At 43.4% G+C, this 21,869-nt stretch carries 22 protein-coding genes; 14 read left to right on the top strand and 8 right to left on the bottom strand.

Going from position 1 to position 21,869, the window contains the following annotated elements; all coding sequences use genetic code 11:
- Nucleotides 1–34 precede the first annotated feature (34 nt).
- Nucleotides 35–1,420: a sigma-54-dependent transcriptional regulator gene (locus HWQ47_RS01170; RefSeq protein ID WP_269969385.1), complete on the bottom strand. Its 1,386-nt coding sequence runs from the start codon at nucleotides 1,418–1,420 to the stop codon at nucleotides 35–37.
- Between the two features lie 281 nt (nucleotides 1,421–1,701).
- On the opposite strand from HWQ47_RS01170, the gene HWQ47_RS01165 reads away from it, so the two are divergent.
- The 11 genes from HWQ47_RS01165 (at nucleotide 1,702) to mutM (ending at nucleotide 11,717) form a co-directional block, all read left to right on the top strand.
- On the top strand, nucleotides 1,702–2,514 hold the full coding sequence (locus HWQ47_RS01165; protein WP_269969384.1) for a substrate-binding domain-containing protein: 813 nt from the start codon (nucleotides 1,702–1,704) through the stop codon (nucleotides 2,512–2,514).
- Nucleotides 2,515–2,608: 94 nt separating this feature from the next.
- Entirely contained in the window at nucleotides 2,609–3,316 is a 708-nt protein-coding gene (locus HWQ47_RS01160; RefSeq protein ID WP_269969383.1) for an ABC transporter permease, read from the top strand.
- A 2-nt stretch (nucleotides 3,317–3,318) separates the two neighbouring features.
- A complete protein-coding gene (locus HWQ47_RS01155) occupies nucleotides 3,319–4,038 on the top strand; it encodes an ABC transporter ATP-binding protein (protein ID WP_269969382.1) in 720 nt (239 codons plus the stop codon).
- The gene (mobA, locus tag HWQ47_RS01150) at nucleotides 4,022–4,612 is read left to right on the top strand and encodes a molybdenum cofactor guanylyltransferase MobA (protein WP_269969381.1); all 591 of its coding nucleotides are present in this window, start codon (nucleotides 4,022–4,024) and stop codon (nucleotides 4,610–4,612) included. The genes HWQ47_RS01155 and mobA overlap by 17 nt, the downstream gene beginning before the upstream one ends.
- Before the next feature lie 14 nt (nucleotides 4,613–4,626).
- Nucleotides 4,627–6,435, top strand: coding sequence for a bifunctional molybdopterin-guanine dinucleotide biosynthesis adaptor protein MobB/molybdopterin molybdotransferase MoeA (locus HWQ47_RS01145; protein WP_269969380.1), 1,809 nt, complete (start codon nucleotides 4,627–4,629; stop codon nucleotides 6,433–6,435).
- 21 nt (nucleotides 6,436–6,456) lie between these two features.
- On the top strand, nucleotides 6,457–7,443 hold the full coding sequence (moaA, locus tag HWQ47_RS01140) for a GTP 3',8-cyclase MoaA (protein ID WP_269969379.1): 987 nt from the start codon (nucleotides 6,457–6,459) through the stop codon (nucleotides 7,441–7,443).
- A gap of 711 nt (nucleotides 7,444–8,154) precedes the next feature.
- Entirely contained in the window at nucleotides 8,155–8,298 is a 144-nt protein-coding gene (locus HWQ47_RS01135; RefSeq protein ID WP_269969378.1) for a hypothetical protein, read from the top strand.
- Entirely contained in the window at nucleotides 8,295–9,341 is a 1,047-nt protein-coding gene (locus HWQ47_RS01130; protein WP_269969377.1) for a glycosyltransferase, read from the top strand. The genes HWQ47_RS01135 and HWQ47_RS01130 overlap by 4 nt, the downstream gene beginning before the upstream one ends.
- A gap of 575 nt (nucleotides 9,342–9,916) precedes the next feature.
- A complete protein-coding gene (locus tag HWQ47_RS01125) occupies nucleotides 9,917–10,276 on the top strand; it encodes a hypothetical protein (protein ID WP_269969376.1) in 360 nt (119 codons plus the stop codon).
- A gap of 120 nt (nucleotides 10,277–10,396) precedes the next feature.
- Entirely contained in the window at nucleotides 10,397–10,900 is a 504-nt protein-coding gene (locus tag HWQ47_RS01120; RefSeq protein WP_269969375.1) for a hypothetical protein, read from the top strand.
- Between the two features lies 1 nt (nucleotide 10,901).
- Entirely contained in the window at nucleotides 10,902–11,717 is an 816-nt protein-coding gene (gene mutM, locus HWQ47_RS01115; RefSeq protein WP_269969374.1) for a bifunctional DNA-formamidopyrimidine glycosylase/DNA-(apurinic or apyrimidinic site) lyase, read from the top strand.
- A 59-nt stretch (nucleotides 11,718–11,776) separates the two neighbouring features.
- On the opposite strand, the gene HWQ47_RS01110 is transcribed toward mutM, so the two are convergent.
- Together HWQ47_RS01110 and coaD are read right to left on the bottom strand one after the other, a co-directional pair.
- Complete coding sequence (locus tag HWQ47_RS01110; RefSeq protein WP_269969373.1) at nucleotides 11,777–13,261, bottom strand: capsule assembly Wzi family protein; 1,485 nt, start codon at nucleotides 13,259–13,261, stop codon at nucleotides 11,777–11,779.
- A gap of 12 nt (nucleotides 13,262–13,273) precedes the next feature.
- On the bottom strand, nucleotides 13,274–13,750 hold the full coding sequence (gene coaD / locus HWQ47_RS01105) for a pantetheine-phosphate adenylyltransferase (protein WP_269969372.1): 477 nt from the start codon (nucleotides 13,748–13,750) through the stop codon (nucleotides 13,274–13,276).
- A 135-nt stretch (nucleotides 13,751–13,885) separates the two neighbouring features.
- Between coaD and HWQ47_RS01100 the strand changes: the two genes are divergently transcribed.
- Nucleotides 13,886–14,962 (top strand): glycosyltransferase, encoded by a 1,077-nt coding sequence (locus HWQ47_RS01100; protein ID WP_269969371.1) that lies wholly within the window; start codon nucleotides 13,886–13,888, stop codon nucleotides 14,960–14,962.
- An 88-nt stretch (nucleotides 14,963–15,050) separates the two neighbouring features.
- Here HWQ47_RS01100 and HWQ47_RS01095 read toward each other — a convergent pair whose 3' ends face one another.
- From HWQ47_RS01095 to HWQ47_RS01085, 3 genes are all read right to left on the bottom strand, one after another.
- Nucleotides 15,051–16,118: a CDP-glycerol glycerophosphotransferase family protein gene (locus tag HWQ47_RS01095; protein ID WP_269969370.1), complete on the bottom strand. Its 1,068-nt coding sequence runs from the start codon at nucleotides 16,116–16,118 to the stop codon at nucleotides 15,051–15,053.
- Between the two features lie 14 nt (nucleotides 16,119–16,132).
- Entirely contained in the window at nucleotides 16,133–17,224 is a 1,092-nt protein-coding gene (locus tag HWQ47_RS01090; protein WP_269969369.1) for a glycosyltransferase, read from the bottom strand.
- A 104-nt stretch (nucleotides 17,225–17,328) separates the two neighbouring features.
- Complete coding sequence (locus HWQ47_RS01085; RefSeq protein ID WP_269969368.1) at nucleotides 17,329–18,075, bottom strand: glycosyltransferase family 25 protein; 747 nt, start codon at nucleotides 18,073–18,075, stop codon at nucleotides 17,329–17,331.
- A gap of 174 nt (nucleotides 18,076–18,249) precedes the next feature.
- Between HWQ47_RS01085 and HWQ47_RS01080 the strand changes: the two genes are divergently transcribed.
- Entirely contained in the window at nucleotides 18,250–19,029 is a 780-nt protein-coding gene (locus HWQ47_RS01080) for a glycosyltransferase family 2 protein (protein WP_269969367.1), read from the top strand.
- Between the two features lie 5 nt (nucleotides 19,030–19,034).
- On the opposite strand, the gene HWQ47_RS01075 is transcribed toward HWQ47_RS01080, so the two are convergent.
- Nucleotides 19,035–20,075, bottom strand: coding sequence for a glycosyltransferase family 9 protein (locus tag HWQ47_RS01075; protein ID WP_269969366.1), 1,041 nt, complete (start codon nucleotides 20,073–20,075; stop codon nucleotides 19,035–19,037).
- Nucleotides 20,076–20,264: 189 nt separating this feature from the next.
- Between HWQ47_RS01075 and HWQ47_RS01070 the strand changes: the two genes are divergently transcribed.
- Nucleotides 20,265–20,999 carry a 3-deoxy-D-manno-octulosonic acid kinase gene (locus tag HWQ47_RS01070; RefSeq protein WP_269969365.1) on the top strand — a complete coding sequence of 245 codons (735 nt, stop codon included), beginning with the start codon at nucleotides 20,265–20,267 and terminating at the stop codon, nucleotides 20,997–20,999.
- Between the two features lie 32 nt (nucleotides 21,000–21,031).
- Here HWQ47_RS01070 and HWQ47_RS01065 read toward each other — a convergent pair whose 3' ends face one another.
- Nucleotides 21,032–21,808, bottom strand: a complete 777-nt coding sequence (locus HWQ47_RS01065; RefSeq protein WP_269969364.1) for an IclR family transcriptional regulator — start codon at nucleotides 21,806–21,808, stop codon at nucleotides 21,032–21,034.
- Between the last annotated feature and the right edge of the window lie 61 nt (nucleotides 21,809–21,869).

The following is a 21,869-nucleotide window of genomic DNA, read 5'->3' as shown; positions in this document are numbered from 1 at the left end:
AATATATATTCATTCAGCGTATTTAATGAGAATGCTATGAAGCATCTCCGGGATGTTCGATACCGAACCACTCTTTGTATTTTCTATCTAATGTTTTTCTTGATACGCCTAAGTCTCGTGCCGCAGCAGACTTATTGCCGTTATGGGCATCAACAACTTGTGTTACATGGTGCTTTTCCACCTCTTTAAGACACCACTCTAGCGGGTAACCAGATTCAGCTTGTACCTCGGCTTTAGGTTGTTGCTTCCAATACTCTGCCGGCGGTTTGCCCAATAGGATACAACGCTCAATCATGTTTCTCAGCTCACGAATATTACCCGGCCACTCATGTTGCTGTAGCTTCACCATATCTTCATGGCTCCAGACAACTTCTTTTACGCCAAGCTCTGCCGCTAACTGTCTGGTAAAATGATGAGTCAGCTCCACCACATCTTCTGGTCTGTCTCTCAAAGGGGGAATTAAGATATCTAGCACATTGAGTCGATAATATAGATCACGCCTAAAGTGTCCGGCTTCAACCTCTTCGGCAAGCTTCCTATTTGTGGCGGCTAATACTCTGACATCAATTTTAGTTTCTTTTTCACTCCCAACGGGACGAATAGTACGCTGCTCTAGCACACGTAACAGTGCCGTTTGCATCTTCAGCGGCATCTCACCGATCTCATCCAAAAATATAGTACCGCCAGATGCAAAGCTAAATAGTCCCTCACGGTTACCTTTAGCCCCGGTAAACGCACCGGCGCAATGACCAAAAAGTTCACTTTCGAGTAATTCTGGAGCGATAGCACCACAGTTAACAGGAACAAATGGACCTTGTCGGCCACTCAATAGGTGCAGTTGTCTGGCGACCAGTTCTTTACCTGTACCCGACTCACCTTCAATAAGAATAACGGCATTAGTGGGTGCGACGCGTTCGATAATATGCTTTACCTCCTTCATGGCCTCACTGCTGCCGATGATAGTAGAGGATTGACCGATTGAGACTTCACGACGCAGCATCAGGTTTTCACGTTTCAACAAACGACGCTCGATACAACGATCTACCGCTTTCATCATCTGTTCTAGATGAAATGGTTTCATGATGAAATCAGATGCACCAGCTCGCAATGCCTTAATAGCCACATCCATATCGGCATAACCCGTCATAAAGATAATGTCTGAGCGACGCTCCTGATCGTTTAAGGCTTCATGCCATTCGATGCCCGATCGTCCAGGTAGACGTATATCGACAATAAGCAGATCAAAGTGGCACCGACTTCGCAATTGCTCGGCATCTTCAATACTGGAAGCGGTCTCAACTAAAGCGAATTTTTTCGAGAGTGCTTTTTTTAAAAAACTACGCATTCCAGGCTCATCGTCAACAATAAGCACGGAAACGGCTGAAGGAAGTGGTTTTAATGCTTTATTCATCTGGCTCATATTGTCATCTTTAGGACATTTTGACTCATTTAATGATGATTCTACCACCATAGTTGGGCAAATAGGTCACTGTGAACCAAAGAATGAGGCCTGTGGGACAAAATGTCTGTATTTGGCAATTGCAGTTTGCGACGGAGATCACAAAGCCTGATGATTTGCGAAGCCAATCTGGTGTGTAACAAGTTGGCATTCAAATTGCTTATAAAGCATTAATCATAATACAAAATTTCAAATGACTCATCTTGGCAGATGGGTCGTTTTCAAAACGCCAAGGAGCAAGAATGTTAAACCTTAAATCTATCTTCAGCTTAGCCTTAGCTGCGACGTTAATGACAGCAATGCCAGTGCAAGCCGAAGAAGTTATCAAATTAGCCACTACCACGAGTACTGATAACTCAGGTCTGCTGAATAATTTACTGCCTAAATTTGAAGCTGAAACAGGCTACAAGGTACAGGTAATTGCTACGGGCACAGGTAAAGCATTGAAACTTGCTAGCCAAGGTGACGTCGATGTCATCATGACTCACGCACCTGCAGCAGAAGCTAAATTTGTCGATGAAGGCTTCGGACTTTTGCCTCGCGGCATAATGGAGAACGATTTTGTGATCTTGGGCCCTAAAAATGACCCAGCTAAGATCCGTAGTAGTAAGACAGTTGAAGAGGCTTTTGCTAAAATAGCAGAATCTGGCGCACCTTTTATCTCTCGTGGAGATAACTCAGGCACCAATATGAAAGAGTTGATCATCTGGAAAAATGCTAACATCGATCCCACTTTCTCAGGCTATAAATCTGTAGGTCAAGGTATGGGTAAAACCCTACTTATGGCGGATGAATTTCAAGGTTATACGCTATCTGATCGCGGTACCTTCGTAGCTTATAAAGCTAAACTTGATATGGCAATTGATTTTGATGGCGGAGAAGCATTAGCTAATCCATATCAAATTATGCTAATTAACCCTGCTAAATACCCTGAACTTAACCATAAGGGCGCAAGAGCGCTTAGTGATTGGTTGATCAGTGCCGAAGCTCAAGGCATGATCAATAGTTATAAAGTTCATGGGGAGCAACTATTTAAGGCAACTTATAGCGAATGACTTTAAGGTTCTGGATAAGCCATTATTTAACATGGTATACACAGGGAACACCTAAGATTGTAGGTGTTCGATTATTAAACTGGGTATACCACACATGAATGAAGGCTGGTTAGCCCTTATACAGCAGGCCTTTGGTCTGCTGTTTTCGTTGGACCCAGATGTGTGGGCCATTGTTTCCGTCTCTTTCTCTGTGTCTTTCGCAGCACTTGCTATCACCTTGCTGCCCTCGATGATATTGGGTTTTATGCTGGCTTTCGGCCGATTTCCCGGCCGCTGGTTTATCACCAACATGATTCAAACTTTGCAATCTATCCCCACTGTGGTTATCGGACTTCTTGTTTATCTTATGTTGACTCGTATGGGTCCCCTAGGTGATCTAAGATGGCTATTCACTCAAAAGGGCATGATACTAGGCCAGATGTTAATCTGCGCTCCCGTACTTGTCTCTATGAGTCAGGCTGCTTTTACCAGTGTGGATAGACGTGCATGGGAAACATCTCGAACCTTAGGAGCCTCTTGGCTTAGGGCTATTTGGACTCTATGTCGAGAGCTGAAAGTTCCTCTGCTACTCGCCGTTGTCGCAGGCTTTAGTCGGATATTAACTGAGGTGGGTTGCTCCATGATGGTCGGTGGTAATATTGCCGATGTTACCCGCAATATTCCAACGGCTATAGCCCTCGAAACTAGCAAAGGCGATTTTGCACAAGCTATCGCACTCGGTCTGGTTTTGCTTATTTTATCGCTTATTCTCAACTTCACCTTAGGTACCCTAAGAGGAAAAGCTGAGCCGAGGAGCCATTAAATATGGTTAAAGTGATTGCCAACAATATCGAAATGCGATTTGGTGAGCGCACGCTTTTTTCTGTCGAAAGATTGCAACTTGCACAAGGCCAAACCATACACCTGCAAGGCGATAACGGCAGTGGTAAGAGTACCTTAATGAAGTTGCTAGCCGGATTAATCGCCCCTACCAAGGGAACTATCTCAACCCAAGGCTTCGCGCCATTACCTTGGTGGCGTTCAAACCCACTATTGGGTAAGGCGGTTTACCTGCATCAACACCCTTACCTCTTTGACGGCAATGTCGAATATAACCTCAACTACCCACACCCCTTTTGTGAAATGAGCAAACAACAGCTCGAACAAAGAACCCAAGATGCGATAGAAAAGGCTGACTTAGCACATCTAAGCAAGCAAGCTGCATCGAGTCTATCGGGTGGAGAGAGGCAACGCTTAGCTATTGCCCGAGCTTGGATCATGCAGCCTAAACTACTGATGTTAGATGAACCCACATCCAACATGGACACCTATTCTCAAGATCTAGTGCTAAGTATGGTGCAAGATCTTCAACAAATAGGCACAGGAATCTTGGTCAGTAGTCATCAATCTTGTGTACTAACGAGCTTATGTGATCAAAACTGGCAAATAACCAATCAAGGTATTCGTGCATCGACCCCTTCAGAAGAGGATTTGAGCAGCGACCAAACAACGTTACAGGAACCAAGGTATGTCATTGCGAATTGATGCTGTGATCTTAGCTGGCGGCATGGCCAGACGTATGGGTGGAAATGATAAAGGTTTAGTCGAGCTTTTAGACCAACCAATGATCAAACATGCGATAGATCGAATTAAACCTCAAGTTAAAGAGATCATGATCAACGCAAATCGTAACCAAAGCCGTTATGCTGATTTCGGTTACTCGGTTTTCAGTGATGAAGACTCAGGTTATTTAGGCCCTTTAGCTGGAATGATTACTGCGATGGGGAAAACTCAAGCCGATTACCTACTTGTGGTTCCATGCGATTGCCCGCTTTTACCCTTAGATCTCGTCGAGCGTATGTTGACTCAAATAGAGAGTGAAGATGCTGAACTTGCTGTCGCCAGTGACGGTAAGCGCGAACAACCCGTAGTGCTGCTGCTAAAACCCAGTTTACGGAATTCAATGAAGGAATTTTTAGACAAGGGTGAACGTAAAATCGATTTCTGGTACGCCAAACATCACTACGTGGTGACTGATTTTTCCGATCAAGCTAATGCTTTCGTCAACGTCAACACGCCAGAACAGAAACAACAACTTGCTGAGGCAATAGCCAAATAATATTCGAGGTATCAATGTCTACTCCCTTTACCAATCCGTTGTCGATCCCAGTCCTCGGATTTTGTGCCTATAGCGGCACAGGAAAAACCACACTGTTAAAGAAACTCATTCCTGAGCTAAGTCGTCGCGGCGTCAAACTCGCTGTGATTAAACATGCTCATCATAATTTCGATGTGGATACTCCAGGTAAAGACAGTTACGAGATGCGTAAAGCAGGGGCTCGTCAGATGTTGGTCGCCTCACACATTCGTTGGGCCTTAATGACTGAAGATGAGGTTGATGGAGATCCACAACTGCCTCACCTACTTCAACAAATAGAGCAGGACAAAGTCGACATCGTCTTAGTCGAGGGCTTTAAAAAACTCGAACTGCCTAAGATAGAGTTGCATCGTGCCGCCCACGGTAAACCCTTTATCCATACCCATGACACCAATATTCAAGCCATAGCCTGTTGCGACGAAACTGTGCTTCCTGGTGAACTGCGCCGTCTTGATATCAATAATGTCGAGCAGATAGCCGATTTTGTTATCGAATACGCCAAAAGTTGGCAACCTAACGCCACAAGTGTGCCACTGGCACCACAAGCGCCCGAATGTGGCTGTGAAGTCGATAGCAGTAAAACACTCTCGGTACGCCAAGGTATTGATAGCATTCTCTCCTTCGTCAAGCCAGTGAGTGAATATGAAGTCATTGAACTCGATGAACTCAATGGTCGAGTGTTAGCCCAAGACGCGATCTCTCCTGTGGATGTGCCACAACAAACTAACTCTGCGATGGACGGTTATGCCTTCAAGCATTCAGTGCCAATGTTGCCAAGTTACACCGTCGTCGCCGATGTCTTAGCGGGCCACCAGTACGCTAAAACACTCCAGCAAGGCGAAGCGGTACGCATCATGACCGGTGCTCCGGTTCCCGCTGGGGCAGATACCGTACAGATGAAGGAACTGGCAACCGATAATGGTGACAGCATTAGTTTTCAAGGTGATATCGCCTTAGGTCAACATGTCAGGCTCGCGGGTGAAGATATTGCCAAGGGTAAGACAGCACTCGCTGCCCATAATCGCTTACAAGCACCTGAACAAGGTATGCTGGCATCCCTTGGTTTCGGCCAACTACCAGTATTTAGACGCCCTAAAGTCGCCGTATTCTCAACCGGTGATGAGGTTTGCCAACCCGGTGAGCCGCTAAAGCCAAGCTGCATCTACGACTCAAACCGTTTTACCATTAAGTCGATGGTGAGAAAGCTGGGGTGTGAGGTGATCGATCTTGGCATCATACATGACTCGGAAGAGGTCCTAGTAGCAGCACTGAGCCAAGCGGCTGTTGATGCCGATGTGGTCATAAGCTCTGGTGGTGTTTCCGTTGGTGATGCCGACTTTATCAAACTCGCGCTTGAGAAAGTGGGACAGATTAACTTTTGGCGCATCAATATGCGTCCAGGCAGACCATTAGCCTTCGGTCAAATTGGTAACAGTCTTTTCTTTGGTCTACCGGGTAACCCCGTTGCCGTTATGGTCTCCTTCATGCAGTTCGTGCAACCCGCACTCAGAAAACTGGCGGGAGAGAAAGCGTGGACTCAAACCATGGTACCTGCGATTGCTGATTGTAAAATGCGCAGCCGAATAGGGCGTACCGAGTTTATCCGAGGTATTTTCCACTTAGCCCAAGATGGCAAGCTACATGTTACAACGACAGGTGCACAAGGTTCTGGAATGTTGAGCTCAATGGTGCAAGGAAACTGTTTCATCGTAATAGGCGAACAAGATGAACAATTGAATTCAGGCGATGTCGTTTATATTCAACCTTTTGCCGATCTTTTATAGTCTGCGGTGTAGGAAGCTAATATGAGTTTAATCGTCGACACCTTCGGACGTAAGGTAGAGTATTTGCGCCTTTCCGTTACCGATAGATGTGATTTCCGTTGTGTCTATTGCATGAGTGAAGAACCTTGTTTTCTTGAACGAGAGCAAGTACTTAGTTTAGAAGAGTTGGCTTGGGTTGGCCAAGCCTTTACCGAATTAGGCGTGAAAAAAATACGCTTAACCGGTGGTGAACCTCTAGTGCGTACCGACTGTGACCAATTGGTGAAACGATTGAGTGTTCTTCCCGGTTTATCTGAACTGTCCATGACCACCAATGGCTCCAGACTGACCAAATTTGCGCAAAAGATGAAAGGCTATGGCCTTGCCAGATTAAATATCAGCCTAGATACATTAAAACCCGCTCTCTTCACTGAGTTAACTCGAAATGGCAAGATAGAGCGTGTTATAAATGGGATAGATGCCGCAAAAGCAGCGGGATTTAAACGCATCAAAATCAACGCTGTCATCTTACGCGGTCAAAATGATGATGAGGTGTTAGATCTTATCGAGTTTTGTCGCGAACGTGAACTCGATATCGCCTTTATTGAAGAGATGCCTCTGGGCGTGATCGATGAGCGCAAAAAGAGCCGTCACTGCAGCAGTGAGGAGGTTAAGGCAATCATATCCCAACGATATGAACTACAGCTTTCCGATAAACGCACCGGGGGGCCAGCTCGCTACTACACTATGCCGGGCAGCTCGATACATGTGGGCTTTATCTCCCCCCACAGTAATAATTTTTGCCATGAGTGTAACCGAGTTCGTGTCACAGTCGAGGGACGCTTACTCCTCTGTTTAGGTAATGAGCATTCGGTGGATCTTAAAGCCATCGTGCGAGAGTTCCCAGGGGATATAGATAAGTTAAAAACCGCCATTTTGGATGCCATAAAACTTAAGCCTAAAGAGCACGTGTTTGGGGAAGAAGGCGAGGTGCAGATTTTGCGCTTTATGAATACAACAGGGGGGTAATGACTTGCCTGATCGTAAGTTATAAATATCTTTTCTTTAGTTTATAGGTATTTAATTAGCTTATTGAGAACCTGAACTTCACTGTTATCTATCGCCTGCAGCGACTTTATATAACACACCATTAGAGTGGTCTTCCTAATAGTGAGTTTGAAATATCTCTTAGCTGGGTTCATTGAGCAGTTTTGGTGTTTGGCGATACTCCGAACACCAAGACAGTATTGATATCTATTGCCCGCAGCAGGCTTTCATGTAACTACTTCTGTGGGACGCTATAAATATATCCCTATACGCTCTGCGATTTCATCCCTGAAACCGAAGCCCACAGCTGTACCTACATCGGGTATTCATCTCTTCGAATTAAGCTAATTGGCTATTACCCTTTGTTTTCTTCGGATAACAAGTTATAAGTATCTTTTTGTTAGGTTCATTGGGGGAATTGATGTTTGGTTGGTTTACTGGACACCATGGCTTCAATGATGTTTATCACCTTCCGTGGATGCCGTGCAGGGTCTTGTATGTTCCAGACATACATAAGACATTTCCTCCATCCGTGGAGGTCAGACGCACCAATGTCGTAAAGGCAGGATGTCGAGGAACGACCTCAATGTGCAGATACTTCAGTGAGACGGACGCCCACTCTATTAACGAAAAGGGTTCTTGTAGTCTCTACGATGACATCTGACCCACACGGATAGTAGGAAATGCCGCATAATGTCGGGAACATTATGCGCCTTGTCATCGAAGATCACTGCCGCATCTACACCTGAGTGTGACCTCTTCGATTTAAGCTACAGCCACTTTGTTCAAGTCGAAAATCAATATCGAGAACATATTAACTGGTATCCATATTTATGAAATACATCTTTGTTGTTAGACAGTTAGAAAGCGGTGGAGCTGAAGCAGCGACGATCATTCTTGGAAAAGAACTTTTCCGTCGTGGCCACCAAATAGAGGTATGGAATACCGGCAAGGAGGCACCTGAATCTCTAGTTAACTGGTGTGATTGGGCTGATGTAAAACAAATAAACAAACTGAGTCTAGTAAACTATAAAAAACATAGAGATGAAGTGCTTATTCTTATAGATAATGTTGGTCAAAAATATGTGGGAGTTGATCAAAGCATCTCAATTATTCATAGCGATCGTACACGCCGGTATAAACAAGCTAAGTCATCTTTAAAACAATTTATTGAGCGATGCAAAATAAAACGAAAGCTTAGTCGTGGTCATAATATTATCATCTCAAAAAAACTTGGCATCGAACTCGCCCCTTTTACTGTCCATAAACCTGTCTATATACCCAATCCCTTTGACAGCGAGAGAGTCAGAAGACTCTCTAAGCAGGCTGTTGAATTTCCTCATGGCAAATTGCCTGATTCATTTATCACTCATATCGGTCGTTTCACCGAGACAAAACAACAAGATTTGCTTCTATCAAGTTATCTCAACAACCCGACTCTCAACACTAGTGCTGATTTAGTCTTCATCGGTGGTGAACTCAAAAAACACAAACCTTTAATGACACAATTAAAGTCTGAAGCGAAGTTAGCCAAGCTAGATCACAAGGTTCATTTCACAGATAACTGCAATAATCCATTTGCTATTTTATCTCACTCCCGATGCTTAGTTTTATGTTCAAAAACCGAAACTATGGGTTATGTGCTACTTGAAGCTATGACTTTAAATATCCCAATTGTTACGACCGATACCATTGGAGCAATAGAGGTATTAGGTGAAGATTTCCCCGGGATTGTGCGTGAAGGTGAATCATTAACTGAGCGCATAAACCATGCTCTGTCTCACCCGGAGAAATACATTAAACCACTTACAGCTGAGTACCAATTAGAGCAAGTCGTCGATCAAATTCAAGCTTATGTTAATGACTTTCTAAAATCATGACTTCAATGAGAAGACTTCGTTCACATAGAGTTCATTGAGCAGAATGGGGGTTTAATTAGCTTGTTGAAAACTATCGCTTAACGGTTATCTATAGGATTCACCTATGTCGTGAAGACAGGATGTCTAGAAACAACCTCACATGTAGTGACTTCTGTTGGACGTTGTAAATATAACCCTATGTGCTCTATGGTTTCCAATAACCTCCATGTTAAACGGCCAGTTCGATATCTGCCAGACAGGAAGTCTCAATGTCGTAAAGGACAGGAGTCCGAGAGCGACCTTACCTCCCGCTCAAAGAGTTCCACTGGGTGAAACTTCGCCCTAAAATCGAAGCCCACAGCCGTACCTACACCGGGTATTCATCTCTTCGAATTAAGCTAATTGGCTACGGGCCCTTTATTTGAGAATAACCATGAGGATTATCATCCTAATTTTGATCATGAAACCAAACAAAAAAAATAAAGATTCGCTGCCTTTATGTTGATTTTGTTACAACTTATGATGACTCATATTTGTTCATTGGGGCGTGAGAAGCTTCGCAAACAATAAAAGTATATCTATAAAAAGTAATTTAGATGAAGTTACTATCCACATTATTTATATTAACAGCAGCTCAATTTTCAACAGCCGCATTTGCTAACAGTACTCATCCAGAAGATCTCCAGAGCTATCATATTGAATGTGAAAGCTGCGTGACAGAATCACAATTTACTCAAGCAGCAAAAGACAATGCAATACATAAAGAAACTGTATTTATTAATGTGATGAACATTCAAAATAATGGATCCCGGAACAAGCCCAGGATGACGGCAATGGCAAATGCTCAGTGTTGCTTTTACTGTAAGCCAAGCGTTCCTGTAGCCATCGGCTATTCCGTAAGCGAAGCGTTCCGTACTCAAGTGAGTAGCCCTAGCAGGGCAAAGCCCGCCCTCTAAACACCAATATACGCCAGACCTAAAAAGAATGAATGCATTAAGTCTTCATTTGAAGACTGGGTAACTAACCGATACACTGATTAACTAACCAACATTAGATGACGGGCTGAAGTAACCACTATGGCGCTATCACGTAAAAAATGGAATAACATCATCATCTTTAGTACATTGATGATGATAGCCATACTGACTTTGCTCGATGACAAGACGTCCAAATTGCCCTCGGATGCACATCCACTTTTCGACGAATTTTCACCCTTAGCACAGCTACAGGTCAATGATCTTTGGCTCAGTAAAGGCAGCCAATGGCAATGCCATGAGAGCGTGCTTAATTGCCAAGTTTGGGCCAATGCATGGAGCGAGATACAGCTGTCACCCGCTGCTGATCAACAAGCCTTATTTGAACATGCCAATGCCGACAAGCCCCTTGAGGTGATGATATTGATAGCCGATAACAATCAGGCTCAAACCTGGTACTGGTATCAAAAGCAGGGACTACTGCGCTCTTCGGCAAATAACTGGTATCTCATCCCTCCAAGTTTAAGAGAAGCCTTGAACCCAATCATTAAAATTACTAGCGCTCCGGTTTCCGAGACCGCTGCCAGTATGGATAAAGAGAGTTAATATGCCCGAACTTCCAGAAGTTGAGGTGACCCGACAGGGGATCTCGCCATACTTAATTGACCAAGAGGTTACCGGACTTACCGTACGTAACGCTAGTCTGCGTTGGCCTGTGCCTGAACTTGCCCAGCAGATTGTCGGTCAAACCATACGTAGTGTACACCGCCGTGCTAAATACCTGCTTATTGACACAGATGCTGGCACGACCATCGTGCATCTCGGTATGTCTGGCAGCTTAAGGATCGTGACAGCCTTAACTCCAGTGGAGAAACATGATCATATCGACTTAGCCTTAGCAAGCGGTAAGATATTACGCTTTAACGATCCTCGCCGCTTCGGAGCCTGGTTATGGTATGAACTTCCCATCGATGCTCATCCCCTACTTACTAAACTGGGACCTGAACCGCTAACAGAGGCATTCACCCCAGGTTATTTGACTGAAGCATTAAAGAATAAGAAGAAGGCGATAAAGCTCTGCCTCATGGACAACCATATCGTCGTCGGAGTGGGAAACATTTACGCCAATGAAGCCCTGTTTGCTGCGGGAATACACCCAGAGACAGAAGCGGGCAAGGTAGATTCAGAACGCCTGATAATCTTAGTGTCTGAGATAAAACAGATCTTGGCTAATGCAATTAAACAAGGTGGGACAACGTTAAAAGATTTCACAAATGCTGACGGTAAGCCAGGATATTTTGCTCAAAAGCTGCATGTCTATGGCCGGGGCGGCCAAACCTGTACCCAATGTGGCAATCTGCTCAGTGAGATAAAACTGGGACAAAGAGCCACTGTGTTCTGTGGCTTATGTCAGACGAGATAAGGAAAGAGATTAGGTTCTAGGTTTTAGGTCCTAGGACCTAAAAAATCTCGAACCTTCTCCTAAAACCGATACTCATAAGTGCCAAATAGTGTCGCATCGGTCTGCTTGTCTGCAACTTCAAACTCAGATTGAGATACCGTACCACCAACACTCATCATACCTTTCCAGATCGACATGCGATAACTCAGTTCCAGCATCAACAGATCTTCCTTAGGCGACTGAGGTGCCCAGCCATGACTTGGACTTGAGCCATCATTATTGAGCTGCGCATACCTTAGTATCGTCGTGATGCCACGGCTGTTAGCAAATTGGCCGATTAACCCTAGCGCATACACTTTGGCGTCACTGTCATAGGTGCTGCCATAAGCCCTGCCATAATAGCGTGAACCACTTTGGTAATCACCGTGCTCGTACATGCAGTTAAAGGCATTTTCATCTTCACCGCAGGCAACCATGGTATCTGTATACTCAAAAAACAACTTGTATTGAGCTGAGTCGAAATTAAAGCGTGTATCGATACCACCGGCGTGTCCACAGTCGACAATATCCCAAGGTGCAGAGCCAGTAGCATCTTCACAAGTTTGTTCGTAATAGACACCAAAAGGCACATTGAACCAGGTATCACTGAAGCGAACATCATAGCCTGCGATCTGGTTACCATAGTTAGTACAGCCACCAGGTCCAGCATCACGACAGTCTCGCTGGCCAGTTATCGATTTAAGTGCGCTTTCCAGTGAACACTCTTGGCCTTCACCACAAAATTGGGTCGACCAAGAAAAACCTATCTCTAACTGCTTAAAAGGACGCAGTGAACTTCTAAAGTTCCATAGCAGAGGATTGGCAATAGCACGCTCCTCCTCTAAACGACTAATCCCAGCTGTAAGTGTCCATGGGCCTAACCAAGAGAGCCAAGGCGTCTCAAATGCAGCAGCATTATTACGACTCAACATGACTGAAGGTTGAGGTCGAGCATTATTCGATCTCGCCATCGCCGAATCAAAACCAGGGCCCCACCACTGTTCGACAGCACCGACAGTCACCATCCAGTTACCTAATGCCATTGCCAAATAGGAGTCATCGAAACGGAACTCTTTATTATCTGTCGGCTCATAATTAGCCGATGCTGCAATCTTATAAGCGAAGCGCTCACCCATATACTCATGGGAAACCTGCAGTTCGCCCTTTTCTCGGTAGTCAGAACCAAAATGCTGAAAACGAGCAGGATCAGTGGCAGCTACCGCTTTAATGCGTGTATTACCTCTATTGCCTACTGCATTACGATAGTAAAAATTCACGCGAGCAAAAGCTTGTGCTAAGGCTGGGGTCAAGGTTGATGGCTCTGTCTTAGCCAAATCAACTGCAATACCTGACCACATTAAGGGATAAGTATTAACAGGAACCGTGATCACTCCTTCATCAGCTAGAGCTTGAATATCAGCACGTAAATAGATATCAGAAACATCTACCCAAGGTGCTGATAAAACTGAAAAAGAGCTTAGAAACAGAAAAGCTGCAGTGAACTTTATACTATAGAATTTCAACATAAAAACTGACTATTATCCTTTGCTTAAAAGTGCTTTGCTCACTTGAGGGTGAACAAACTGACTGACATCACCACCATGTAGCGCCACCTCTTTAACTAAGGTCGAGGAGATAAACGAATTCTCCTCCGATGGTGTTAAAAATACGCTCTCTAGATCAGGGCTCAAACGACGATTCATATTCGCTAACTGAAATTCATATTCAAAATCAGACACCGCCCTTAACCCTCGAACTAGCACACTCGCTTTTTGTTCTTTAGCAAAGTCCACTAACAAACCACTGAAACCAACAACCTCGACATTATCGAGATGGGCAGTCACCAGTTTAAGTAGTTGAACTCGCTCATCTAAGCTAAACCTAGGCAGCTTAGATGGATTAGCCGCTATACCAATCACTACATGTTTAAATAGCTTAGCGGCCCTTTCGATAAGGTCGGTATGTCCATTTGTCACGGGATCAAAGGTCCCTGGATATATTGCTCGTTTATGCATATAAAAAGCCTAACAAACCTAATTAGAAACCGACAGTTTACCCACTTTAGTTTCACGAATGAACCATATTAACCAATTTGTTTTTAGAATGAGTATAATGACGGCAAAATCACGATACAGGTATAAAGACACTAAATGAAAAGAATCGCCATTTTCTGCCATAACCTCTTCGCTAATGGTACTGTCAAAGTCGCTTTGACTCAGGCCGAAGTTTTACAAGAAGCTGGTCAAGAGGTGCACCTTTTCATTTTTAATCAGGAGGGCGACTTTACCCCACCTAAAAATGTCCATATCCATTATGTCTTTGACTCTCAAAAATCATTATCCCTAACTGCACAACAAAAGCAGTTACAGGCTTGCGTCCAGTCGGTAGAACATAAAGCGGGTCCATTTTCTCTTTTTCTCAGCAACTCAACTGACTGCGATCTTGTCGTTAGTGGCTGTGACTTCTCCCCTTGTTATTACTTTTGCCACTGTGCGCTCAAACAAGAACTGATTATGGAATTAAAACGTGGTCCAGTTCATTTTTTTCGACGCTGGCACAAAGCAAAAGCTCTGATTGGAAAAAAGATAATCACCGTATCCGATGGCATAGCAACTGAACTCAGAGAGACTCGCTGGCTAAAACCTCACAGTGTTCAGGCCATCTACAATCCCTTTAAACTCGATGAGATAAGAACAAAGGCAAAAGAGCAACCAGTGGGACTTCCCGATGAACCTTATATGATACATATAGGCCGTGTGACACGTCAGAAACGCTTAGATATTCTTTTCCAATCCCTTCAAGCTATGCCGTCGGCGCCTCGGCTGGTATTACTCACTAATCGACCAGATAAAGCCCATAAACTGGCAAGAAAATATGGGGTAGAAGATCGTATTATCACCCCAGGTTTTCAAAGTAATCCCTATGCATGGATCGCCAGAGCCGAAATAATGCTGCTCAGCTCAGATTTTGAAGGCCTACCAACAGTGCTTATCGAATCGTTAATTTGCCAAACACCAGTAGTCAGCACTGAATGTCCCCATGGACCAAGTGAAATATTGACCGGAGAGCTAGCTCAGTACCTTGTTCCCCGCAGGGATCCAATAGCATTGGCCAAGCGAGCTTTGGAGTGCTTGGCTAATCCTCCTTCATTGGAGAATTTAGAGATAAAAGCCAAGGTTGAAAGCCAATATATCGCGCAGCAATATATCAATTTATGTGCAGATTAATGGATATCAAAAAAGGGATGTAATAGGTTAACTATTAGATCCCTTTTTAGTCCACATTGGCGAGTTTGAGATAACTGTCTTTTGTCACTTATAGCTTCCAGTAACTAAGCTTTTTACGCATTTTCAAATGACGCAACAAATTCATTGGTTTAGCTTTAAGATCACCGATCCCATTTTCAATTAGCTTATCTGTTGCAACCAATACTCGTTCACTAGAGTGTCCATCCCTAAAGGGGTGGATCTGATTACAATACTGTTCAATTTCAGACATCAGCTCAGGAGGCTGAGTTAACGCTTTAGCTAATGCAGCTTCAATCTCATCAAGTTCAGTCACGTTAACTAGATGTGAACTCTGAGTGCTGTTATTGAAAGTAACGACAGGTTTACCCTGCAATAAGAACATGATCAAAATTGATGATGTATCACACAGCATCACATCAGCAGCTTGCAAGAGAGGCAATACATTATCAGTTTCAACAAACTGTAAGTTATTACTTTCAAGTGCTTTATATTTTTCAACTACCTCTGATTTCATCTTTGGATGAAACTGTACCAACCAACGCCAATTCCCTTTCTCTGAAAGCTTTTTTATTTGTTCATAAACAATAGGAGCGCAAGATAAACTTTTTGAAAAAGTAGAGCAAAATAATACTGTTGGCCTTTTATCTTCGCGACTTAAATAGGGATTATTGTTAATGTCTTGAAACATTGGATCTAAGGTCGGCCAACCTGTTTCGGCGACATTAAAGGTACCAAACTTCTCTGCAAGTGCAATAAAAGGTAAAGTTGTGGCTGGTCCTTGACTGCAATAAAGATCGAAACAATCACGTATTTCAAAGTGATCTTCACGGCCTCTATGATTCATCTTACCTGCATTAAACCCATGAAACACCCCAACTTTTATACCAGGAATAAAACTAGGTACTACATTTCCGGGCACAAACACAGCATCTGGCTGCCATTGTTTTACGGCATCGATTGAAGTTAACCGTTCCTCATTAGGCGTCAAAAACTCTCCATCAACTTCATTGCCCTCTAAAAACCAACAAACCTGATCGCCCCTCGCCAATATAGCTTGTTGCAAGGGCCTTAAAACCGCGTATGAATAGTTTTGAGCGATATACATCAAATACCGCTTACTCATTTTATTCGACATCGTTATCACCAAACTCAAAATTGTTTCGCTAAATTTAAATATTCTTGAGCAATCTTTGCAGCATCAACTTTGTGCAATATATCAATTTCACTTAACTCCGGCGGAGAAATTAACACTTCATCCAGTTTGTTAGCAAGGGCTTCAGGATCTCTTCTTGGCACCAAAAAGCGGCTCAACTCACCCGTCAATATCTCCTTCGGACCGTGGGGGCAATCTGTGCTCACGACGGGAATACCACACGCTAACGCTTCAATCAGTACCGTAGGAAGCCCTTCAAAATCAGAACTCAAAAACAAGCCTTTAGAGCCCTTGATCCAGGGATACGGATTACGTTGAAAACCGAAAACTGAAACCCGTTGCTTTACGCCATATTTCTCAGCCATTTTTAAGGCTTTCCGAGGATGATGGCACAGGAGCACTACAGGTATCTTATTCTCCATTTTGGCTATCGCCTGAAACAAAATGTCATGCCGTTTCTGCTTAACTAGCCGACCAACATGGATCAGATAATCACCAGCGGGTATATCGGCGACCTCATGTGAGGCAAGCTCAGTAATATCGTTAAACTCAAAGGGATTATAGATAGTCCGAATAGAAAGGGGAGTGATCCACTTAGAAGCTTGAATCTCATCGGCGATACCTTGTGAGACAGTGATCAGTCGCTGGCCATTTAATGCTTTTTTCGCCTGACGTTTCTTAAAATAGGCAAAGGGTCCCAACTTAGCATTACGTTGCAACTCCTCTTCAACTGAAGCGTGGACGATAACATATAGCGGACTCACCCCGACTTTAGTCATTAGTCTATTGGTTTTATCTAAATTGGAGAGAAAAAGATCGAATTTTCCGACCTCAGCTTCAATCATCGCGATTTTAGCTTTTAATCGAGCAACAGCAAATTTCAAACGAAATGCACGATCAAAGTCCTTGTCTTTTTCATCAAAACAGACATGAATAGGGAGCGCTGGCGGCAGCTCGTAAACCACACTCGAGTGCATAACAATAAAGTGGGTTTCATGGCCCATCGCCATAAACTGTTTAGCCAGTGTAAGCATCACTTTTTCTGCTCCCCCTCCAGCTAAACTATCTATTGCAATTGCAATCCGCATTTCAGGCCTCCGTAGCCAAGTAAAAAGAAGAAACTAAGATAGAGTTTCTAAATGTATGCCTTGATGGATAATTTTTATGATTAGATGCTGAGACGACAAGGTGTCTATTTCGATGGTAAATCGGGCAACTGATTCCTGTTTAGCAACAACATTACTTCAAATCTTATTTTTTGCCAAATACGCTTAAAAGGTCGTTTTTGCACAAAACGCCGATCACCAGCAATACTGATGTCACTCGAAAAATCACCAGTAAGAACAGGAAATGGACTCACAACGAAGCAACGCAAAGACTTTTCAAACCAATGCTGAATATCCATGTCGACGGGTCGAGAGATAGGTAATGCAGTCGACACTAACTTTTTAGCTCCTTGGAATGAGATAAATTGTCCGGTAGTCGTAGAGTTTAGCTTCAGGACTTTTTGTAACCAAAGACCATCGCCCATATCCAAACTGTCGATGACAGGTTTTATTTTTCTGCCGTGGGACAGAAGAATATAATCCCAATGTTCAAACGACTTTGCCAGTTTAGTGATGAATAACGGCAGCTCATCGGTAAGAATACCGTCATCCTCTAACACCAAGGCATAGTCCAACTCTTCAGCAAGCAATTTTTCCCAGCATCGAATATGACTCAGATAGCATCCAATTTCGCCATCATTCAGCACTTTGTCATACTTTTTTAGGTTCTGTTCCAGACTATAAATTTTTGATTTATCGCCTTCTGATAGTTCACTGCCTCTAACCGCCGAGACGCGTTCAAATTCAAGCCCAAGACGATCACACTGCTCTTGCATGCTACTCAGTCTATCAAGGCTAGAATCCAAATTAATAACAAAAATTTTAAACTTCATCAAAAATAACCAAATACTTAAATGCTCAATGAAAGAGCTTGTATATTAACATGATTCAAAGTTGATTTATCTAGCCTATTCGCATCAGTTTTATCCCTACAGCCTTCTTGAAATGCCATATCTAATGTTATAATAACGCCATTAATCTCACAATTCACTCTACATAAATCCCCTATGGCATTACCTATTAGCGTCTTTATTATCACTAAAAACGAAGAAGAACATCTAGAAAAGACGTTATTAAGTATATCCGACATGGATGAAATCATAATTGTGGATTCAGGAAGTACTGACAACACCATAAAAATTGCTGAGCAGTACGGGGCTAAAATTCACTACCATCCGTGGATGGGGTATGCGAAACAAAAACAATATGCTATGTGTTTATGTCGTAATGAATGGGTACTGAATTTAGATGGGGATGAAGTGATAAATGAGAAGCTGATCCAAGCCTTACAAACCATCATGGAACAAGATTCAGCAGACAGTGTTCGGTTTTGGCGCAACGATATATTTATGGGAAAGTCACTTTCTTCTTGGAGTAAAAAGCCTAACAACCATAGATTCTATAAACGAACTAAATCTCACTTCGATGAGTCTCTATTAGCCCATGAAAGCGCCACAGTAAATGGCACTGAAATGTTTATAGAAGAAACATTTGACCACTATGGTTATGGCTCAATTGAAACCATCACCAAGAAAAACAACACCTACTCAACGCTAAAGTCGAATGAGAAATTCAACAAAAACAAGCGTTTTTCCTACCTTAAACTTGTCACTATATTTCCCCTCATATTTTTCAAAGAATACTTTCTTCAGCGTAAAATATTTTCTGGCATGAGGGGATTTATACTCGCTATTATGGACGCCTATTATGCTTTTATTAAAGAGGCTAAATTATATGAACTCTATTATTACCACAGTGAAAGCTTAGCTCCCCCAAAAAAAGAGTGAAATAATTAAGTCTCAGCCCCAATCCGATCAAACACTTGCAAAACAGGTTCGAGTTGAATCAACTCCATCAAATCAGCACCTTTAGCACGTGTTCCCCATGAGATTAGCTTATCTGGATGTTGTTCGGCTATGACTTCATCATACACACTCACGACATTATTCAGACTCAAATAGGGGCCTGTTCGTCCTGGGTTAGAGTGAGCATAAAGGCCAATAACGGGTGTGCCTTGGGTTACAGCCATATGAGCTGGACCAGTGTCCGGCGCTAACACGATTGTGGCTTGTTTTAATATAGCCAACAGCTGAGTGAGAGAAGTTTTACCCACCTGATTTTCCAGTGGTGCAGAACAATGATTAATGATCTGCGCTGCCAATACTTTTTCTAACTCTGTTGGCCCACCACAAAGCATCACTCTATAGCCTTTCGATATTGCATGTTCGGCAACCGCAGCATAGCGTTCAGGTAACCAGTTACGTTCAGCCTTACTCGCAGCAGCACAGATCACTAAGGTTTTATCCCCATCAGGGATCATATTCTTGGCAAATTCTGTATCCGCAGCTGGCACAGGAATATTCCATCTAGGAGTCAGATCAGTCACACCAAGTAACTTAGCAAAGCCCATAAAACCTTCAAGCACATGAGGAGTATCTAAGGCTTCAACTCTCTGGTTGGTCACCAGCCACTGCCCTTCTTTGGCACGGGCACGATCAAAGCCAATGCGAACCTTGGCTGAAATGGCTAACGAAGCTATCGTTGCTCTCAAGGCTACTTGCATATGCAATAGCACATCAAACCTCTGACCAGAGAGTGCTTTTCGTAGGTTGAAGTAACTTTTCCAACCCTGTGACTTATCAAAAATAACAAACTCGACATCAGGCAGATGCTTGAGCAGTTGATATTCAACCTTACCTATCACCCAAGTGATTTTGAGATCGGGATATTGTTGCTGTATCGCTTGCACCATAGCCACTGCATGACATACATCGCCAATAGCTGACAAACGAAGTAAGCAAAGAGAGTTAATACTATTCAGGTTTAAAGTCATAGAGTTCGTGTTGATCTTGAAATAAAAACAAGGTGAGTTTAAAGGAGAATCACCAAGGTGCCAAACTTATCAGGATTTAAAGAATCAACCTAGGTTAAGTTACTGTAGAATAGTGTCAGTTTTCCAACCTAAAACAAAGATAAGCCAGCCCCTATGCCCACTCAAACTCCTGTGACAGAGCGAACAAAAATGCAGTTCAAAGAAACGCCACAAGGTTCAATCGCTTTTTGCCCCCCCACACCGGATACGATCTGCAGAGATTGGTTTACCATGGAGTTTTGGCTGCAAAAATCGGCAATAACAGGCTCATCAAAAGGCCGTTACACCACGTGGTTTGTCAAACCGAACCTGACTGAAACAGGTGACAGCCAATGGGTACTGCGACATTACTATCGTGGTGGAATGATGGCGAAATTAAGCAAAGACAGCTATTTCTATACCGGCCTAAGCAAAACCAGAGCCGTATCCGAACTTACATTGCTGGCTCAGCTTTATAGTGAAGGCTTCCCTGTTCCGAAACCTATCGCTGCTAACGTAGAACGACACGGCCTGCATTATCGTGCCGATCTCATTATAGAACGAGTGGCGGGAGCACAAGATTTGGTGGCTAAACTGAGTCAAACTGCTATGTCAGACACACAGTGGCAGCAACTGGGCACCTGTATTGCCAAATTCCACCAACGTGGTGTCTACCATGCCGACTTAAATGCCAAAAATATTCTTATCGCAGATGATAACTTCTATCTCATTGATTTTGACAGAGGCGAGATCCGCACACCTGATACCACATGGCAAAATGCCAATTTGGAGCGCTTATTACGCTCATTTAATAAAGAGAAAGGGATACTTAGCACCCTTGAATTTACTCAAGATAATTGGCAACACTTCATGCTAGGTTATCAATCAGTTCAGCCACTGACATAAGCAGTCAATCACTGGAGCATAATCAAATTGATTTATGCATTGTTTTTACTGTTGATAATATCTGCAATTTCCCCAGCGGCTGAGTGTAGCAAGCCGACATAACCTAACAATTGATCTAAGCTTTTTCGGATTAAAGGCGCATGACAAAACAAGCAGGCAAACAATTTACCGTCATCGGAAAAAATAGGCACAGATACCGCTGACATACCATCAATAAACTCTTCGTCATCGAGTCCAACACCCGTAGATTTAATGTTTTGTAACTGTAACTCCAACATTGCAGGATCTGTGATGGTATTTTTGGTCAGTTTTTCCAATACCATATTTTTAATCACAGCATGACGTCGAGCTTCGGGCAAGGTGCTTAAATAAAGCTTGCCACTGGCAGAGCACCATGCGGGAACTTTACTGCCTACAGGAAGATGCAAGCGCAGTGGCCAATTTGCTTCAACCCGATCGTAATAGACCATCTCAGCACCAGATGGAATCGCAATTCCGCAAGTTTCACCTATCTGATTGGATACTTTTTTCAGTATCGCCTGACGCAATGCCTTATGGCGGCTACTGTACAAGACCCCCAATGAGATAGAATGCAACCGGTCACCGGGCATCACATTGCCACGCAAATCAGTATAGACAAAGCCCTCTTCGATTAACGTGCTGACCAAACGGTGGGCCGTTGGTTTAGGAATATCCAACAACATGCCAAGATCGGTCGGCGACATAGGAGACTCACAGGTAGAAATCGCTTCGACGATCTCAAGGATCCGGAGAATTGTAGAACTCTTTTCTCGTTTTGTTTCACTCATAAATACCACTGTAGCCCTGTTTATTCTCTATTTATTATTCATTCAGTGAACTTAAATTCGA

The organism is Shewanella sp. MTB7, from assembly GCF_027571385.1.
Classification (GTDB): Bacteria; Pseudomonadota; Gammaproteobacteria; order Enterobacterales; family Shewanellaceae; genus Shewanella.
The sequence above is the reverse complement of the archived record's forward strand: the minus strand, read 5'-3'. Positions and strand labels throughout refer to the sequence as shown.

Excerpts from the sequence above, each read along its gene's own strand:
- coaD (WP_269969372.1), bottom strand. The coding sequence starts at position 13,750 with ATGCATAAACGAGCAATATATCCAGGGACCTTTGATCCCGTGACAAAT.
- HWQ47_RS01155 (WP_269969382.1), top strand. The coding sequence starts at position 3,319 with ATGGTTAAAGTGATTGCCAACAATATCGAAATGCGATTTGGTGAGCGC.
- HWQ47_RS01080 (WP_269969367.1), top strand. The coding sequence starts at position 18,250 with ATGGCATTACCTATTAGCGTCTTTATTATCACTAAAAACGAAGAAGAA.
- HWQ47_RS01085 (WP_269969368.1), bottom strand. The coding sequence starts at position 18,075 with ATGAAGTTTAAAATTTTTGTTATTAATTTGGATTCTAGCCTTGATAGA.
- HWQ47_RS01110 (WP_269969373.1), bottom strand. The coding sequence starts at position 13,261 with ATGTTGAAATTCTATAGTATAAAGTTCACTGCAGCTTTTCTGTTTCTA.
- HWQ47_RS01065 (WP_269969364.1), bottom strand. The coding sequence starts at position 21,808 with ATGAGTGAAACAAAACGAGAAAAGAGTTCTACAATTCTCCGGATCCTT.
- HWQ47_RS01090 (WP_269969369.1), bottom strand. The coding sequence starts at position 17,224 with ATGCGGATTGCAATTGCAATAGATAGTTTAGCTGGAGGGGGAGCAGAA.
- HWQ47_RS01160 (WP_269969383.1), top strand. The coding sequence starts at position 2,609 with ATGAATGAAGGCTGGTTAGCCCTTATACAGCAGGCCTTTGGTCTGCTG.
- mutM (WP_269969374.1), top strand. The coding sequence starts at position 10,902 with ATGCCCGAACTTCCAGAAGTTGAGGTGACCCGACAGGGGATCTCGCCA.
- mobA (WP_269969381.1), top strand. The coding sequence starts at position 4,022 with ATGTCATTGCGAATTGATGCTGTGATCTTAGCTGGCGGCATGGCCAGA.
- HWQ47_RS01130 (WP_269969377.1), top strand. The coding sequence starts at position 8,295 with ATGAAATACATCTTTGTTGTTAGACAGTTAGAAAGCGGTGGAGCTGAA.
- HWQ47_RS01170 (WP_269969385.1), bottom strand. The coding sequence starts at position 1,420 with ATGAGCCAGATGAATAAAGCATTAAAACCACTTCCTTCAGCCGTTTCC.
- HWQ47_RS01135 (WP_269969378.1), top strand. The coding sequence starts at position 8,155 with ATGTCGGGAACATTATGCGCCTTGTCATCGAAGATCACTGCCGCATCT.
- HWQ47_RS01125 (WP_269969376.1), top strand. The coding sequence starts at position 9,917 with ATGAAGTTACTATCCACATTATTTATATTAACAGCAGCTCAATTTTCA.
- HWQ47_RS01070 (WP_269969365.1), top strand. The coding sequence starts at position 20,265 with ATGCAGTTCAAAGAAACGCCACAAGGTTCAATCGCTTTTTGCCCCCCC.
- moaA (WP_269969379.1), top strand. The coding sequence starts at position 6,457 with ATGAGTTTAATCGTCGACACCTTCGGACGTAAGGTAGAGTATTTGCGC.
- HWQ47_RS01120 (WP_269969375.1), top strand. The coding sequence starts at position 10,397 with ATGGCGCTATCACGTAAAAAATGGAATAACATCATCATCTTTAGTACA.
- HWQ47_RS01165 (WP_269969384.1), top strand. The coding sequence starts at position 1,702 with ATGTTAAACCTTAAATCTATCTTCAGCTTAGCCTTAGCTGCGACGTTA.
- HWQ47_RS01145 (WP_269969380.1), top strand. The coding sequence starts at position 4,627 with ATGTCTACTCCCTTTACCAATCCGTTGTCGATCCCAGTCCTCGGATTT.
- HWQ47_RS01095 (WP_269969370.1), bottom strand. The coding sequence starts at position 16,118 with ATGTCGAATAAAATGAGTAAGCGGTATTTGATGTATATCGCTCAAAAC.
- HWQ47_RS01100 (WP_269969371.1), top strand. The coding sequence starts at position 13,886 with ATGAAAAGAATCGCCATTTTCTGCCATAACCTCTTCGCTAATGGTACT.
- HWQ47_RS01075 (WP_269969366.1), bottom strand. The coding sequence starts at position 20,075 with ATGACTTTAAACCTGAATAGTATTAACTCTCTTTGCTTACTTCGTTTG.